Raw genomic sequence first — 17,394 nt, 5'->3', positions numbered from 1 at the left:
AGAGAAACCTCAGCAAGGTTGGTGGGTTTACGGTTTTTTGTACCGTTAAAAATTACATTTTCCATTTTGTCCGATCGGAGCATCCGCGATTTTTGTTCACCCAAGACCCATCGGATGGCATCTACCACATTGGATTTGCCGCAACCGTTTGGTCCGACTACACCTGTAATTCCCTTGTCAAAATGGATGACCATCCGGTCACCAAAACTTTTAAATCCCTTTATCTCCAGCTTACTCAGCAGCATCCTGTAATTGTTGAAAATGAATACCTGACAAAATTACTTTAATTCGGAAATTAAGCAAGGATGGGGGAAAGTTTGAAGGATGAAGGAGAATGGGTGAAGGATGAATTTCGGCGTCATTCCGAGTTTACAACATCTTAAAATGTTCAAAATAGGGAATGACATCAGGTTACCCGTCATCCAGAAGGAGGTACCACTGAAGGATCTCCAAGCCTTAGGGTAGAGACTCTTCCTTCGTCAGAGTGACGTGTCTAAGTTTATGTCATTGGTAGGTACGAAGAATCTCCAGAGGTCCTATTTATGTTTATAATACATTTCCTGATCCTCGAGAGACCCTTCTCCCGATATAGCCATCGGGATCAGGGTGACGGCAGCTCCGGGTAGTGTCATTTGCAAAGAGCTTTTCGAAACCCGTATTTTTTCCGGAAATGATCATCGAAGTTATAGCCCGCCCCAAAGAATCCCTAGATATTTTTTAGAATAGGATCTTTTTAAAGGACTTTTTTTCCGAAGGAACTTGCCTTTAAGATCAACTATTTTTCAATTTATTGATTTCCCCCAATTTAATTTGGGTTTTTGCATTTTTCAATTTTTATGGGGATTTCAAATTTTCTAAATTCCAACTGAAAATTAAATGTTTTTCAATAACATTTCAGACAACAATTTTATGAATAGAGGCTCATTTGGATTTCATAAATACAAGAAAATGAAATTGTTTCTTTTTTGGGTTTCGATGGTTTGTTTCCTGATATCATCCTGTAAAACCGCACCTGTCAGAAGGGAAATTAATTCCACAGATCAAATCCAATACCTAAACCCTGAAAATAAATTCATGAAAGTCCATATGATGGATGGAAGTGTATTTATCCTTAATTTTTGGTTTTTGGATGATGGGAAAAATAATCTTTCAGGGTATGGGGAACTACTGAATATTCAGAGAAGGGTAGTTGAAAGGAGGATAAGGACAGACAACAGAAATGGAATAGTTGATCCATTTACTTTCCCTCTTGATGATATTGCCCTAGTAGAGACTAACGATCCAGGAAATTCCTTGGGAGGTGGTCTTGGTTTTACCACAGCCCTGATAGGAGGTGTTGCTGTTCTTTGCATTCTTAGTCCTAAAACCTGTTTTGGTTCTTGCCCAACTTTTTATGCAGAGACCAATGATACCTTAAGAATTTTGGCTGAAGGTTTTTCAACAAGCATCTTGCCTTCCCTTGAAAAAAATGATATAGACATGCTTTTTGAGGCAAAATATAAAAAAGACTTTCAATTGACATTGACCAATGAAGCATTGGAAACCCATTCTATCCGATATGCCAATATCCTATGTTTCGAAAAAGAGGAATATCAAAAAGTCTTTGCAACTCCTAAAGGAAACTTTTACCTCACCGAAAATGCTCGCATTCCAAAGACTTGTAATAGTCCCAAAGGAGGTTGCTTGGAAGAGGTGAAGCTCATGGATCACAAAGAATACTTTTCGGAAAGCGACCAAGACAACCTCCTTTCAAAAGAAGAGCTGATTTTAGATTTTGAAATTGAGAAAGCTGGAAATTTCGGATTGGTCCTTGGAAAGCGGCAGACCATGATGACTACCTACTTGCTGTACCAAGGATTGGCTTATATGGGTAAATCGGTTTCCTATTTTTTGGCACAACATGAACTTGGAAATATGGAAAAAAAGCTAGGGATTTTTGAAATGTTGGGTGGCGTGGAAATTTATTTTCAAAATCCGAATTTGGAATGGCAATATGCTGGAGAGGTAAACGAGACAGGCCCTATTGCGACAGATTTTAATATGGTCGAAATCGGTAATGTACCTCATGGTAATCTTAAAATTAAACTGTTGATGAATAGAGGTTTATGGAGAATAGATTATCTTTCTTTAGTAGACATATATTCTGAGGTTAAACCAACAGTGGTAAGTCCTTATGCTGTTGAAAATATCCATGGTAAGGAGAAAGAGCCCTTTTCAAAATTAATGGACCCCGAAGAATTTCTTGTGACTTATCCGGGCGAAAAGTTTTTGATTAACTATCAACTGCCTTTCGAACATGCCGAGTTATTCCTGGATTCCAAGGGATTTTACTTGGAGTGGATAAGAGAAGATTGGATAAAAGAGCAAAATTTCAGGAAATTGAATCAAATGGTCAACAACCCTTCAACTTATTTAAAGAAAGTTGCTAAAGAGTATAAGAGAATAGAACCTGTCATGGAAGAAGCATTTTGGAACAGCCGTTATGTATACTGAACAATTATTAAAGAGTTTAGCCATATTTTTGATGGCTTTTGGATTATTAGCCTGTGGCAGTGCGGTCAAAGCACCCAAAGGTACGATCCCGACTTTGGACAAAATTTCTGAATCAGCCAACGGCGGTTGGTTGACTTTTTATGATGGTAGTCAAGAAATTTCTGGTGAACTCATTGGATTCAAAGAGGATTCATTATTTGTTTTAAGTAACCAAAAATTACTGTCTTTTCACCAAAATAATATTCAAAATGCGAGAATGGTTCTTTATAACACCAAAGCAGATAACTATGCTATTTGGACCGGAGTCAACTCATTATTTTCACTTACCAATGGTATGTTATTAATTTTTACATTGCCAATCAATTTAATAGTTGGAGGGGCAGTGACTTCAGGAGAATACCAAAGATTAAATTATATGGACTTTCCTGCCTACTCATGGACTGAATTCCAAAAATTCTCCAGATTTCCCCAAGGACTTCTTGATTCTATTGATAGGAAAGAATTGGAATTTTAGCTTCACTTGCAATGGAAGCAAATGACTTAGAGTTTCCAGTTTTGAAAAATCTAACTATATTTAGAAGCATTAAAATTTACAACAGTGGACGCAGGCAATATTATTTACATTATCGCAATCATTATTTATTTTATCTATACTGCTGTTAAAAAGGGACAAAAGCCTCAGGATTTGGATGGACAGGATAATTTGCCGTCTGATGGACAACCTAAAAGAAAACCTGTTTCTTTTGAAGATCTTTTAAAAGAAATCAGGTCCGAGCAAGAACCAAAAGAAAAAAATCTACCCCGAGCCGGAACAGCGACAACTTCCCAAACTAAGCCTGTTCCCCAACAAGAAACTTTTTCCAGAAATTTTGAACCTCAAAGGGATATTATGAGGGGGGACAGACCTCGGTCTAAAGCATATGGGGATTATGAAGGAACTGGTGCAGAAATCGAAAAACCCAAGATAAAAACTTTGGACGAACAGGTGAGTCTTACAGCATCTGTAGAAGGTATAAAGTCAAGCATTTCACCTGAAAGAATCAAAACTACCAAAACAAAAAGCCGCTATGCTGAAATGCTCAGCAATCCAGCTTCTATCAAAGATGCTGTAATCCTAAGCGAGATTTTGAATAGAAAGAATTTTTAAAGCTGTTTTTTTGGAATTCCATATTTCTGATACTTTCTGATTGATAGTTAAATTACATTATTAATATATTTAAAGAGTGCGCTGTGCTATGGGGTATAGATTTTTACATCGCATATGATTTTTTAAACTATGGGTAATTAAAACAAAGATGGAAAAAGTCTGTTGTTTTTTAGTGATTTGAAAATATCAAAATCCATTTACACTCACTTAACCGTATATCGAATTATGAAAACAACAACCAACATCAAATCAGGATCACTTTCTGAAGCTAGAAGAAATTTTCTGAAAAAATCAGGTTCCTTAGCCGTAATGTCCATGTTTGGAGTAGCATTTTTCACCTCTTGCTCCTCGGATGACATGGATCCTGATATGGGATCTCCCACTACTCCCCCTGCTACAGGGAATGGTATTAATGTGACAGCCGATGCAGTGACAGTGGACTTAGCTGTTGCCTCGAATCTTGCTGCTGCAGGAGGATGGGCATTGGTCACTGCAGCAAGGGTATTGATTGTAAACATGGGCAATAATAATTTTAACGCCCTAACCTCTGTTTGCACCCATTCACAATGTGATAGAAACTGGACCTTTACCAATAATGTATTCACTTGCACATGTCATGGCTCAAGATTCAATACCAATGGATCTGTGGTGAATGGGCCAGCTACGCAGGCCTTGAGGTCTTATCCTGCAATGGTCACCAATAATGTCCTTACAGTGGACCTAGGATAATGAAAAGTTTAATTTATTCGTTATCGATTCTTTTGATCTTGACAATTCATGGAAAGGCTCTAGGCCAGGTCTACAAAACCGAAAAAGGCAGTGTAGAATTTCTTTCCAAAGCGTCATTGAATGAGTTTACCGGTAAATCTTCAGACCTCAATGGTTTGGTTGATTTGGATAAAAACATGCTGGATTTCTATATTGACCTGAACACCTTGAAAACTGGGATAGGACTTCGTGATAGGCATATGAGGGAGAATTACCTGGAAACCAAAAAATATCCTTATGCGGAATTTACGGGTAAAATTGGTTCCCAAATAAATCTTTTGGTTGGCCAAAGTAAAAGTGTAATAGCAAAAGGGAAATTCAAAATACACGGGGTAGAAAGAGAAATTGATGTCCCTGGAAAATTAACAGCTATTTCAGATTCTGAATTACAATTGGAAGCCAAGTTCACCGTATTGCTCAGTGATTATAACATCGATATTCCGACAGTTGTGTTTTATGAATTGGCAGAAGATCAAATTGTGTCTATAAAAGCCATCCTTAAAAAATAAAAATGAAAAAGACTATATTATTGTTGATGATCAGTTGTTTGCCCCTCGTGGTGAATGCTCAGTTGGAAAGAAAGCCTGCGACTGATGTACAAGATGTTGAATTGATATTCCATGCACCCAGACATATCAATTTGTTAACTGTAGAACCACTGGATAAAAAAACGCTCCAATTTGCCATCATGCACACTTTTGGAACTTTGGATGGTGGTATACAGAATCTGTATGGTTTGGACAATGGCGCAAATATCCAATTCAGTTTTGAGTACGCATTTAGCGATAAATTTTCATTGGGAGCTGCTAGACAAAGTAGAGACAAGATTTATAATCTTTATGGCAGGTACCATATTCTCAAGCAGACACAGGATAATAGAATGCCTTTATCACTTTCGTTGATGGGTGGTGCAGGAGTTAATACTTCCAATTACAGTTTTCTGCAGGAAAACAATCCTAGCTTTACCGATAGAACTTCTTTTGCATTTCAAATTATGGGGGCCAGAAAGTTCACTGATAAAATCAGTGTTCAGGTCAGCCCAATGCTGGCATATTTTGTAGACCCCAATCCTATATTTCTGATAGAAGGAGACCAAAATCTTTATTTGGCACTTGGATTTAGTGGTAAGTATAAAATCTCAGGAAAATCTTCCCTGACACTACAATGGATACCTAATCTCAACAATGACCTTAGAAATAACCTGGGAGTTGGAATTGACTTGGAAGCAGGAGGCCATGTGTTTCAGATGTATTTCGTGACTTCACAGGCGCTTAATGAGCAGTATCTGTTGGCAGGAGGAAACGGAGTGCCCGGTGAGGGCTTCAGGGTTGGTTTTAATGTCAATAGGGTATTTGCCACAGGTAGAAGAAAAAGCAATTGATATTTTTTGTGACATTGGCTGTCATTTGAAAGGGGGATTTAAAAGGTATTTCCTATCTTTTGCCATAAATAACGATTTATGGCACCTTCAAATACCATTGAGCAACAGAAAATCTTAAGGGTTTTTAGACTAATCAATTTGCTTCGAGGCAACATAGGGAAACCTGTTCACCGACTTGCGGAGTCACTTGATACTGACCCAAGGACTATATATAGGTATTTCAAATTGTTGGAAGCCTTGGGTTTTGAGATCGAAAAAAAGCATTCCAAGTTCAGGATAGTAGACAGGGTAGAAAGTCCCAATGAGTACGCTTATGGTACCTTCAATGAGGAAGAGATCCGAATGATGAATGAGCTTATTCAGAAAAGCAGCAAGAAAAATCTATTGAAAGATTCCATCTTGCAGAAAATCAATATTCGATCAGATTTCCGACATAGCGTAGAGCAATTGTTCAATGCCAACCTTGGGATTTTTGTGGATTTTATATCAAGATCCATAAAAGACCAAAATCAGGTTATTTTGAGGGATTATTATTCATTAAGTTCTGATTCCGTGACGGACAGATTGATTGAACCTGTTGCTTTCAACAAGAACTTTGACTCTATCTATGCTTTGGAAGTAGAAAGCAAAGAAATGAAAATGTTCAAAATTGAGAGGATAGGAGAGGTGTTGCTGACTTCGAAGCCTTTTAAGTTCCAATCTTTGCATCAACCTTTGGAGCAGGGATTGTTTGGATTTACAGGTAAGAACCAATTTTATATACATCTCAAGCTCAGCAAAAAAGCCTATCAGTTGATGATGGAAGAATATCCCGATGCCAAACCACTGACATATATCAAAAACCGTAACCAATATTACTTCGAAGGCGAAATCCCCCAATTGCCGGGTTTGGCGAGGTTTATCTTGGGATTGCCAGGTGAAATCAAAGTTTTGGAAGGGGAGGAGTTGAGAGGGTATTTGAAGGAACAGATTGAAAAGTTGAGGATTTGAGGACGATTTTTATTGATTTGACAATTTCCTCACATCAGATTTGAAAATCTTATTGGACTTATCTAAAGGGTGGGAAAGTTTTTTTGCCGAAAAATAAAAAGATTGTAACTGTATGCCAGAGAAAGATTGCCAAACAAACCTTCAAAAATATATTTTTGATCTCCTGATCTTAATTTTGAAAATATTTAATACTTTTAAATTCATTATTTTGAAAATATAGCGATCTTTTTTCAGCTACATTTTTAACTTATGAACGAAGAATTATTTAATTGGAATTTGTTTTTCACCCATCTTTATTCACCATGATTCGAATACTATATGTAGTCACCTTTATTTTATTTTCCAACCAATTAATCAATTCCAAATTATATGCACAAAGTAATTTTCAGCCCGGACATATTGTAAGTCCATTTGGCGAAAAGATCATTGGTGAAATTGATTTTGGTAATTGGGAGAAAACTCCTGATATAATCAAATTCAAACATCCTGAGAATCCTCAAAAAATAATGGTTTATTCCTCTCAAGAAATTATGGGATTTTCTGTAGGTGGAGAACAATATGTTAGCGGAAAAGTGGAAGTTTTTAAATTTGTTTCCAATGAAGGAAAAATTGAACGAGGTTCAGAAATTGAAACTACTATGGAATCAATTTTTTTGCAAAAATTAGTGGATGGAGAAAAAACTCTATTCTATTATAAAAGCCCTAAATCAAAAGATAACTTCTATTTCAGAAACGGGGATCATTTTCAATTATTGAAGTATAAAAAATATGCAATAGAAAGAACGGTTGAGGGAAAATCCAGGACTGTTATTGTTGAAAATAAGTTTTTTCAGGGTCAATTAACCGCCTATTTGACAGATTGTCCAAAGTTGGAAAATGAATTGAAAAATGTGCAATATAAAAAAGAAAGTCTTAGAAAGCTTTTTCTAAGCTACAATGAATGTATTGGAAAGGAAGTTGAATTTCAAAAACAAGAAGAAAAAATAAAAACTGAGTTTGGAGTTTTGGCAGGGGTGACGATAACCAATTTAAATTTTGTCGGTAATTTTCATCCAAACCTTACTGAGGTAGATTATGGTCTTTCTATTCTTCCGACTGTGGGAACTTCGGTTGATTTTATTTTGATGAGGAACAGAAGGAAATGGAAATTTTCCAACGAACTGATGATTGCAGGGTACAATTTTTCGGGTCAACATATTAATTATAAAGAGTCTAACTTGGAATTACATTCCAAAACTGATTTTGCCACTTTGCAAATAAAAATCAACAATATGGTTCAATACAATTTGAAATATACTTCTTTCGACTGGTTTTTTAATGGTGGGATATCTAATGGTTTATCTATTTTATCCACAAATTCTGAATTTTTGGAAACCTTTTACTTTGACACCGAAAGATCCGAAACAAGAATTGCAGTGCCAACAAAGCGGAGAATTGAAACTGGCTTTTTATTTGGTACTGGTATTAGAAAAGGCAATATTTCAGGTGAAATTAGATATGAAAACGGAAATGGGATGTCCAATTACCCTTCACTTCTTTCTTTAACCCACAGATTATTTTTTTTGGTAGGATTTAGGTTTTGAAATGTTTTTAAAATATTTCTTAATTGCACTTTAATCTTGTAAAGACCATTGCATACTGAATTAAGGCTACTTTTTTATCGAATTTTTCTAATTCTTAATAATTATTTAATTACTTCAAACAAGATTTTCGGTATTTTCGAAAGATGAAACACCTTTTTCAAATTTTCGGGCTTTTAGTAATTCTATTTTCTTGTAATTCAAAGTCAGAGAATCCAAATTTAATTGCTGACTATCATTTTGAAATTAAGGATTCCATTCAGGTGGACTACCTGGGCAACCTTTCTGTCTTTGATTTTGAACCTGAGTCCGGTTTTTATTTAGGCCGGAATAATTCCACAGAGGAGCATTTGCTTTTTGATGATCAGGGAAAAATTCACAATCGATTTATCATCCAAAAGGATGGCCCGGATGCTGTTTCTTGGGTTCAGGGTTTGGGGTTTTTAGATGGGAAAATTACAGTAATGGATTCGAATAAAGGAATTCTTCAGTTTTCAAATGAGGGGGAAATAGCCAATAGGATTGAATTGCCTGAAGATTACTTCTTTATCAATGGATTGAATTTCCCTGCAGCAAGATTTGGTAATGAACTGATGTATATCCGGCCTGAAAGGGATGGGATGGATTGGTCAAATCTGGGTGAATTGTTCAAAAGAGTTTATCAAAATCCTATTCTTGAAGTTTATAATCCCGAAACCGGCATAATCAGAAATACAATGAATTTTCCTCCGAGAACTACCTATACTGATGGAAATTATTATCATTGGATGTTTCCATCTCTTATACAAGTTTCGGATTCTGAATGGTTGTTATACCTGATGGCAGAGAGAAAATACTATGTTTACAAGAAAGTGGGTGATCAATTGATTTATGAGAAAACCGTTGATTTAAAAATCAATGATGCCGTGAATATACAAGGTGGTCCTATAGAAAATTTAGAAGTGATGTATGAAGGAAACAGGTTCAATATTTTTGGAAAAATTGAACAGATTTATTCCAGAGAGCAGGATATTTTAGTGGTATATACCAAAGGTGTGGATGAAGAAATTGTCAAACAGTATGATCCTGAAAATATAGTAGAATGGATGACTTTTATCAACAGTATTCCAAGGTACATGGCAGTATTGGATAAAAACCATCAGATGTTACAAAAAGACATTCCCGTCCCCTTGGGAATAGACTTTACTTCCGTCTGCAATTCCAAAGGAGAAATCATTGTACTCAAAAATCAAGAATATTTTGGAATGGAGGAGGATTTTACAACTTTTTATAAGATGAATCAAGTAAAATAGAAAAGGTCTCCCAGGTACCAAAACCTAGAAGACCTTTTTATTTATGGTATTAATTCCCACCACGCATTAAATTAAACTCTTTCAGGGTTTTGGGAAACACTATTTTTTATTTTCACCTGTTCCCATCTGGGACATTTACATTTCAGGGATGAAGTCACTATGGGATTTCAATCTAAAATCTTAATTCTACCTTCCCCTTATCCCTGATGCTCATCCCTTAACAGATCATTGACTGTCTTCACAGGATTAAAGGTGATCAAGGGGACTTCTACGAAAACTGTATTCCACCCTGCCATGGCACCGTTCCAAAGTCCGGGGAGTTCCAAAGCCTTGAGGTCACGACCGCTTTTTGATTTTTCGGTGATGAAGCCTGTACGCATATCCCTGAACTTGAGCAGGTCAAATTTCTCACCTTTATAATTTTTAGTGGCGCAGACCAAATCGACAGGGTTGAAGTGGGTAGATGATTTGAATATTTCTTTTTGTTCGGGATTATCCAAATCTATTTGGGCTGTTTCAGCGATCTGTAAGGATAAGGAGCCATCATCCTCTTTGACCCAAAATGGACCACCTCCAGGCTCTCCGGTGTTTTTCACCATTCCGCAGACCCTCAATGGACGGTCAAGTTTTCTATGCAAATACTTGCACTTTTCTTCATCATTCTTGCTATGATAACTCTCGGGCAATTTTCCACCCAAGTCATTGGTAACAACTGATTCAGCTTGAGCAATGGCATTTTCACCAGAATCATTGTCCAGCTTTTTCAAAGCCCCGAATACTTTTTCCTGAACCTCTAAAAGAAGCCCGCCAATTGCTATTTTATATTCTTTTGTGGGACTTTTTAATCTATCAGGTACTTCGTTGTCGATGTTTTTGATAAATATCACATCTCCATCCAATTCATTTAGATTTTCCAGCAAAGCCCCATGACCTGCAGGTCGGAAAAGAATGCTCCCGTCTTCCTCAAAAAATGGACTATTGTCCATATTGACTGCAATGGTATCTGTTGATTTTTTCTGTTGTGAATAAGAGACTTCGAATTTTACGCCGTATTCTTTTTCCAGTTTAGGCTGTACTTGGGCAACTTCTTCTTTGAATTTTGACTCATGTTCGGGGGAAACCGTAAAGTGGAGTCTAACAATATTCCCTTTGCCCAATCCATAGAGAATCCCTTCCATAAAATGCTCATAGGTAGGGGTTCTGTCATGGTCAGCGTAATGATGGAATTTCAACAGGCCTTTTGGCAATTGACCGTAGCCGAGGCCCTCTTCATTCAGAAGGTGTGAAATTACCAATTGATGTTGGCCTGATTCCATTGCTTTATTGATGCTGCTTCCGGCTTTTTGTAGGCTTTTGTTGAGGTCATCATAAAAGGCAAATTTTTCAATCTGTTGGAAAAACTTCTGGACAAAACTGCTCTTTGAAATATCTCCATCTCCTTCCAAAAATGAAAAAAGGTCCTTGAACATCCGTGATGCCGCTCCACTTGCAGGGACAAATTTGACGACCTCTTTCTGGGCAGCCAATGTGGGATAGATATCTAGAAAGTGTTTAAGCTCTGTTTCGGTCAAGGCCTTGACTCCATTTCCAATTGTAGCCGCACCTACAATAGGTAAAAAAGGAAATCCCTCCTGAAAGTTTATCAATTGTTCCTTGACTTTATCAAGTGACATGCCTTGATTTGTTATCTGCTTTTCTAGTTGTGCATCCATGTTTTTGTGTTTATTGTTTTAAAACCTTTAATATATACATTGGAAGTGGCTTAATCAAAGATTTTTCCAATCCTTAACTTATAGATAAAGCATTTCAAGAGATGCTACGAAATTGAAGGAGGCATGAAGCAAGATTGCCCAAAGAAATCCAAACCTTATCCTGACAATTCCTAAAAACACACCTCCAATCAGTTGAGGGAGAACTGTAGGAAAATATAAGTACCAAGGAATCATATCCAGGTCATAATTGTCCAAGTGGATCAGTCCAAAAAACAGGACAACTAGCCAAAAAATAACTTTCCTGTTTCTAAGCCAAAAATACTGAACAATGATATAATACCTTCGGTCAAGCATCATAATACCCTGCACTAGCCATAAGATCAACATCACACTGCCTGCAACACCAGAAAATGCAAAGAAGGATAAAGATATTAGGAGGAGTGAAATATTGAACCTGGCCCTTGAAAACTTTAAAAATAGCCTGAACATGGTTTCTTCAAAGAGTGGCGCCAGAATAACGGCAAGAATAATTGCCTCCTTGAATGAATCAATCTCAAGTTGATCAGCTTCTTCAATGATGGGAAAAATACAAATCAGCCCATACCAACTTGTAAAGCCAAGAAAAACATCTATCAAAAGGTAAAGCCCTAGTACCAAAAAGGCTTTTTCCCAATTATTACCCTTGAATTTTTGTATTCTTGAGGACTGAAATATATGTTTTAAATAGTGGTATTCCTGCCTAAAAATTTCAGTCATTCGCAATTATACTAAACTTTATTTTTTCACCTGATCTTTTTTGGGCTAAAATATTCAGGAATTGGATATCCACCTGAAGAATCCGGGGATAACCCCCGGTCACTTGAGCATCCCGCATCAATACAATGAGTTTGCCTGAGGGAGTCAATTGTACCGTTCCGGGATACACAGGTGAGGTCAAAATAGGTGGTATGTCATTTTCAATTGACTCTTCCAACTGATATGCCATCCTATTGATCAGTTCTGAAACAGTAAAAGATCTACTCAAAATCCTATTGTGCAAAAGCTTCGGCAACTGATCCCATTCAGGTCCAGCAAAAACCTTTATTGTACTTTCTTTATACCAACTGGCTTTTATTTTGGAATGTGAGTTTTCGGGAGGAAAATATCGGTCTTCATACATGTAGGTAATGGTATCCCCCTTAACCACTTTATCTCTGGGTGTTACACCTGAGTACCAACTTCGGCTATTCCCTACCATTTCTGATTCAAAACCTCCCTGTACACCCATATAAAGCCATTGTCTTCTTCTAAATTTTCTCACTTCAATCATGCCATCTTCATCAACCTCGTAGACTTTTCCTAACTTGATGGGCTTTTCATTGAGATAGATATCTGCTTCTGCACCTGCAAAAGCGATCCTTGTGGGCATTTCAAAAATCATTTTTGGACCTACATGTGCCATTTCAAGGACAGCAGCATTTTCGGTATTGTGAAGGAGGTGATTGACCAAGGTCATGGAAATCCTGTCCATTACCCCTGAATAGGGAACTCCAAAGTGAACCATGTCATATCTTGCCCAATCCTGTACAGATGTCATCATACCAGGTTGATGGAAGTGTATATATGCTGGTGTCTTTATCATGATCTGATTTGCTGAATATATTCTTTGGGATGCTTCAGGATTGTTTCATACTCATCTAGTGAAATAGGTTTGAATCTGACCCTGTCACCAATATTTGGGAAATTTTCCTGAAAATTGGTATTAGTATAAAGATTAAGCGGTGATCTGCCCACAGCAAACCAACCACCCGGGCTGTCCATCGGGTAGATTCCTGTCTGTTTTCCACCAATGGCAACTGTTCCTGCATGAATCAATCTCTCAGGAAGATCTTTCCTTGGTGTATGTAAACTTGCATCCAATCCGGCCAAATACATAAAACCAGGTAAAAACCCATAAAAATGCAAAGTATAGTTTGCAGAAGAATGAATCTGTATGACCTCTTCAATGCTCAATTGGTGCATTCGGGCGAGTTTCTCAAGATCTTTTCCAAAGGAAGGATCATAGCAAACTGGGATTTCCCAAGTTCTAAATGAGTTGGTTTGTACTGACTTTGGTAATTGATTGATTTCAACAAGAAGATCATTGCAATCTGTTGTTGAGATTTCCAGCTTGAGTTTCAGAGAAAGTGTATTAAAACCCATCCTAATTTCCCTGATTCCTTCACCGTATTCTTTCAATAAAAAATCTTTGACCAAAAGCTGTTCTGTCAAAATAGATTTAGAGATTTCCTGAGGCCATGATATCTCTATTAATTTGCTGTGTATCCTAAAAATTTTAAGCTGCATCGCTACAAGTTAAAGTATTTATGGATGTTTTTCAAAATCCCTACAGCGTTAGAATTGTCTCCGTGTATGCAGATGGTGTCTGCCTGAATAGGAATTATATTCCCTGTGGCAGTTTTTATATTTCCTTTTTCGACCATTATTTTGATATGATCAAGTACTTCATCTCCATCTTTAATGACTGCATTGGATTTAGTCCTACTCACTAAGCTTCCATCGTCGTTATAGTTTCTGTCCGCAAAAACCTCTCTTTTAATTGGGATATGTCTTTCCTCAGCCATTTGAGATATCAGTGAGTTTGGAGGACAATAGAGATAGGGTCCTGAAAACTCATTTTCAAGAATATCTAATATCAGGGAGGCTGTTGAATGGTCTTGGGCTGAAAAATTATACAAGGCCCCATGTGGCTTGATATGGTGAATCTCAATGTTTTCTTCATTTGCCAAATCCCGAAATATTGACAATTGAGAAATCAGACTATTTTTCAAAGATTCCAGAGATATTTCCATCTTCAACCTTCCAAAATTCAGGGGATCAGGATAGGAGGGGTGGGCACCGATTTTCACCTGATGTTTTTTGGCAAGCCTGATGGTTTCTCTGATTGTTTGTTCATTTCCGGCATGTCCCCCACAAGCAATGTTGCAACTACCCAAATATGGCATCAAAAGCGCATCTATGGAAAGTCCCTCTCCCAAGTCACAATTAATATCAAAAGGGAAATTTTGTTTGTTCATTTTGGTAAATTTAAGGATTAATTCCTCAAATTTATTTTTGAAGGAATTATCAAATACATTAAAAATAAAGATTATCCGCCTATATGCAAGTTGAGAACGCTATCTATAAAAGGGCTAGAAGTCCCAAGACGGAAGTAAACTGGAATTTATGGTAACTTCGGTCTTCCGACTTCGGTCTTTCGTCCTGATTGGAGTATAATATCAGTTTACTGGCAGCAAAAAAGCGGATTATCATAAAACATTATTTCTATGTTCGAATTCAATTCCGAGAAACATTATCCCAAAGAAACCGAAAGCAGAGTAGTCATTCGATTTCAGGATTGCGATCCTCTTCGGCATTTGAACAATGCCAAATATTTTGATTACTTCTTCAATGCCCGGGAAGACCAAGTCCCCAAATTATATGGTGTAGAGATGTTTGATATGATTCAAAAGTATAAGGCAGCTTGGGTGGTGTATAATCACAACATATCCTATGTCAGGCCGGCACAAGTGGGAGAGTGGGTAAGAATCATGAGTCGCCTGCTTTGGTACAACGACAACACAGTAGTTGTTGAATATTACATGACTGATGATACCAAAAAGGAACTTAAAACAGTACTTTGGACTACGATGCGGTATGTTACTCTCAAGGAAGGGAAATCCACAGATCACTTGGGAAGTGTCCTTGAGTTTCTCAAAGCCACCTCAGAAAACCTTGATATTTCAAACATGACCATCAAAGACAGGGTAAAAAGCCTGAAATCAAGATTGCTGGAAAGTTGATTTTTTTCAATCTTGATCGATAGAGAACGGAACCTGTACATTAGCGTACAGGTTTTTCTTGGTTTAGATTTTTGGCACATCCTACTGAAAAAAATATTCATATTAAATTTTTATAATAATAGCAGGAAGACGCAACCTTTTAATTATCAGCATATCAACAGATTTTACAAAAAGCTGTCCGCTTTCTGAACAAAGCGATGACCATGTGTTCCATGCTGATACACAATTTCGCGAAATCAATTTCCGCTAGGTTCTTGGCACCTTTCCACATTTAACAATTATTTGATTTCCGAAGAAGCTTACGAATGCTCTTGCTGGCATGCGGATTCCTATTGGTACAGATAATGGATAAGGGAGAGTACCAACTTAAACAACTGCAATTATGAAAAAATTACTCACACTCGCTTTGGCCGCTACACTAGGTGTGGCCACCTTAGCAAACGCATCAAATGAAGATCTTAAAACCTTATCAACTGTAAATGCAACAGAAAAGAAGGTCAATATTACATTGAGAGAAGGTCTTGGAAAAGTCAGACTGGCAATATTAAACAGTAATGGCAAAAAACTTCATCAGCAATTTGTCAAAGTCAAAAATGATGTAATTGTTCCTTACGACCTATCTCAGCTACCTGCAGGAGAATACCAAGTAATGATTGAAAGCAATATCAAAGAACCAAGTCATGACGTGGCCATGTTTATTGTAGAAACTAAAGATAGCAAGTCATCTTATCCTTTGGTGGCCTATGGTAAAGCAATAGACAATGATTCATTCAAACTATCTGTAATCGGTTTGGATCAGCCCGGTGTTCAGGTAGAGATCTTTGATCAAAAGGGGAGAACTATTTTCACAGAGAATATCAATCAAGCAGAAGGTTTTACAAAAGTGTATCACCTTGATAACCTGACCACCAAAGATGTATCCATCAAATTGACCGATAAAATCGGAAGAACCAAAAATCTTTACCTGTAAACTTAACCACTATTTTAACCTTAGCCCTGGAGTTGATGCTTCGGGGCTTTTTTTTTACACCAATGGCTTAACCCAACTAGATTTTTTTTACATTTTTGGATCTTGAATTTAATTCTAGAAGTAATCCCAAATAATGTTTAATTACCAGACAAAGCTTATGAAATTCAATAACCAATTTTCTCTAGTGACGATCGCCCTGTTCCTGTGGTCAGTCAATTTGATAGCGCAGGAAAAAGTTGACCTCGATATGGTTTACAAAATCAAATCTGAAGGCATCGGAAACTCCCAGATCCAAGACCTTTCTTTTCATTTGACTGATTACTTGGGACCAAGGCTTTCTGGATCGACCAACCTCAGGAATGCTAGAAATTGGGCAGCTGATAAATTTAAGGATTGGGAATTAAGCAATGTGCGAATTGATTCTTATGGAGATTTTGGCAGGGGATGGAATGTCAAAAAATCCTATATCGCCATGAAGGAGCCCTATTATGCACAGATCATCGGTTATCCAAAGGCATGGACAGATGGCACAGCAGGATTGTTGGATACTGAGGTGATGCTTTTGGAAATCTCTACTGCCGATGATTTTGCCAAATACAAAGGGAAGCTTAAAGGTAAGGTGGTCATTACTCCTGTAAACCTGACAAACAATCCGGCATTTGAAGCAGAAGCCAAGAGACTGACAGATCAGGAATTGGAAGATAGAAAAGTCATTAACATCGGAGGAGGCGGAGGAAGATATACACCGGAGATGTTGGCACAACTGAGGGCGCAGCGTGATTTGGACCAAAAACTTACAGCTTTTTTATTAGAAGAAGAGGTAGGACTGAGACTTACCGGTACAAGGGGGAGTTTTGGAACCGTTTTCCACACAAGAGCAGGTTCTTATAGCAAAGAGAAAAACAAAACAGTTCCCGAAATGGAAATTGCTTCCGAGCATCATGGTAGGATATACCGGTTATTGAAAAACGGGAAATCAGTGAAAATAGAAGCTGAAGTGGAGGTAGAATGGCTGGATGATGACTACAGCGGCTACAATGTGCTGGCAGAAATCCCGGGAACAGACAAAAACCTGAAACCGGAAATTGTAATGTTGGGGGCACATTTGGACAGTTGGCATGCAGGTACCGGTGGCAATGATAATGCAGCTGGAGTTGCGGTGATGATGGAAGCCATCAGGATATTGAAGGCATTGAATTACCAACCAAGAAGGACAATCAGAATTGCGCTTTGGGGTGAA

At 37.5% G+C, this 17,394-nt stretch carries 18 protein-coding genes; 12 read left to right on the top strand and 6 right to left on the bottom strand.

Annotated features, from left to right (window positions below):
- Nucleotides 1-245: AAA family ATPase (locus ACEW8U_RS03295; protein WP_373520606.1), on the bottom strand; the 245-nt coding region annotated here is incomplete at its 3' end.
- 703 nt (nt 246-948) lie between these two features.
- On the opposite strand from ACEW8U_RS03295, the gene ACEW8U_RS03290 reads away from it, so the two are divergent.
- From ACEW8U_RS03290 to ACEW8U_RS03250, 9 genes are all read left to right on the top strand, one after another.
- Nucleotides 949-2,493 (top strand): hypothetical protein, encoded by a 1,545-nt coding sequence (locus ACEW8U_RS03290; RefSeq protein ID WP_373520605.1) that lies wholly within the window; start codon nt 949-951, stop codon nt 2,491-2,493.
- Nucleotides 2,483-3,007, top strand: coding sequence for a hypothetical protein (locus tag ACEW8U_RS03285; protein WP_373520604.1), 525 nt, complete (start codon nt 2,483-2,485; stop codon nt 3,005-3,007). Before ACEW8U_RS03290 ends, ACEW8U_RS03285 begins: the two co-directional genes overlap by 11 nt.
- An 84-nt stretch (nt 3,008-3,091) precedes the next feature.
- Complete coding sequence (locus tag ACEW8U_RS03280; protein WP_373520603.1) at nt 3,092-3,640, top strand: hypothetical protein; 549 nt, start codon at nt 3,092-3,094, stop codon at nt 3,638-3,640.
- A gap of 225 nt (nt 3,641-3,865) precedes the next feature.
- A complete protein-coding gene (locus tag ACEW8U_RS03275; RefSeq protein WP_373520602.1) occupies nt 3,866-4,369 on the top strand; it encodes a ubiquinol-cytochrome c reductase iron-sulfur subunit in 504 nt (167 codons plus the stop codon).
- Nucleotides 4,369-4,917 (top strand): YceI family protein, encoded by a 549-nt coding sequence (locus ACEW8U_RS03270; protein ID WP_373520601.1) that lies wholly within the window; start codon nt 4,369-4,371, stop codon nt 4,915-4,917. The genes ACEW8U_RS03275 and ACEW8U_RS03270 overlap by 1 nt, the downstream gene beginning before the upstream one ends.
- A 2-nt stretch (nt 4,918-4,919) precedes the next feature.
- Nucleotides 4,920-5,789, top strand: a complete 870-nt coding sequence (locus ACEW8U_RS03265) for a DUF5777 family beta-barrel protein (RefSeq protein WP_373520600.1) — start codon at nt 4,920-4,922, stop codon at nt 5,787-5,789.
- Nucleotides 5,790-5,867: 78 nt separating this feature from the next.
- On the top strand, nt 5,868-6,779 hold the full coding sequence (locus ACEW8U_RS03260; RefSeq protein WP_373520599.1) for a helix-turn-helix transcriptional regulator: 912 nt from the start codon (nt 5,868-5,870) through the stop codon (nt 6,777-6,779).
- Between the two features lie 302 nt (nt 6,780-7,081).
- Nucleotides 7,082-8,362, top strand: coding sequence for a hypothetical protein (locus ACEW8U_RS03255; RefSeq protein ID WP_373520598.1), 1,281 nt, complete (start codon nt 7,082-7,084; stop codon nt 8,360-8,362).
- Nucleotides 8,363-8,505: 143 nt separating this feature from the next.
- Nucleotides 8,506-9,651, top strand: a complete 1,146-nt coding sequence (locus ACEW8U_RS03250; protein WP_373520597.1) for a hypothetical protein — start codon at nt 8,506-8,508, stop codon at nt 9,649-9,651.
- A gap of 197 nt (nt 9,652-9,848) precedes the next feature.
- On the opposite strand, the gene ACEW8U_RS03245 is transcribed toward ACEW8U_RS03250, so the two are convergent.
- From ACEW8U_RS03245 to pxpA, 5 genes are all read right to left on the bottom strand, one after another.
- Nucleotides 9,849-11,363, bottom strand: coding sequence for a DUF4301 family protein (locus ACEW8U_RS03245; RefSeq protein ID WP_373520596.1), 1,515 nt, complete (start codon nt 11,361-11,363; stop codon nt 9,849-9,851).
- 78 nt (nt 11,364-11,441) lie between these two features.
- A complete protein-coding gene (locus ACEW8U_RS03240) occupies nt 11,442-12,119 on the bottom strand; it encodes a type II CAAX prenyl endopeptidase Rce1 family protein (RefSeq protein WP_373520595.1) in 678 nt (225 codons plus the stop codon).
- Entirely contained in the window at nt 12,112-12,984 is an 873-nt protein-coding gene (locus ACEW8U_RS03235) for a biotin-dependent carboxyltransferase family protein (RefSeq protein WP_373520594.1), read from the bottom strand. The genes ACEW8U_RS03240 and ACEW8U_RS03235 overlap by 8 nt, the downstream gene beginning before the upstream one ends.
- The gene (locus ACEW8U_RS03230) at nt 12,981-13,688 is read right to left on the bottom strand and encodes an allophanate hydrolase subunit 1 (RefSeq protein ID WP_373520593.1); all 708 of its coding nucleotides are present in this window, start codon (nt 13,686-13,688) and stop codon (nt 12,981-12,983) included. The genes ACEW8U_RS03235 and ACEW8U_RS03230 overlap by 4 nt, the downstream gene beginning before the upstream one ends.
- A 2-nt stretch (nt 13,689-13,690) precedes the next feature.
- Nucleotides 13,691-14,419, bottom strand: coding sequence for a 5-oxoprolinase subunit PxpA (gene pxpA, locus ACEW8U_RS03225; protein WP_373520592.1), 729 nt, complete (start codon nt 14,417-14,419; stop codon nt 13,691-13,693).
- 249 nt (nt 14,420-14,668) lie between these two features.
- Here pxpA and ACEW8U_RS03220 point away from each other — a divergent pair, with 249 nt between their 5' ends.
- From ACEW8U_RS03220 to ACEW8U_RS03210, 3 genes are all read left to right on the top strand, one after another.
- A complete protein-coding gene (locus ACEW8U_RS03220) occupies nt 14,669-15,184 on the top strand; it encodes an acyl-CoA thioesterase (RefSeq protein ID WP_373520591.1) in 516 nt (171 codons plus the stop codon).
- A 382-nt stretch (nt 15,185-15,566) separates the two neighbouring features.
- Nucleotides 15,567-16,154, top strand: a complete 588-nt coding sequence (locus ACEW8U_RS03215) for a DUF3244 domain-containing protein (protein WP_373520590.1) — start codon at nt 15,567-15,569, stop codon at nt 16,152-16,154.
- Nucleotides 16,155-16,311: 157 nt separating this feature from the next.
- Nucleotides 16,312-17,394: M28 family peptidase (locus ACEW8U_RS03210; protein ID WP_373520589.1), on the top strand; the 1,083-nt coding region annotated here is incomplete at its 3' end.

The sequence above is a fragment of the Aquiflexum sp. genome, from assembly GCF_041751335.1.
Classification (GTDB): domain Bacteria; phylum Bacteroidota; class Bacteroidia; order Cytophagales; family Cyclobacteriaceae; genus Aquiflexum.
This window is presented reverse-complemented; position numbering and strand designations above follow the sequence as displayed.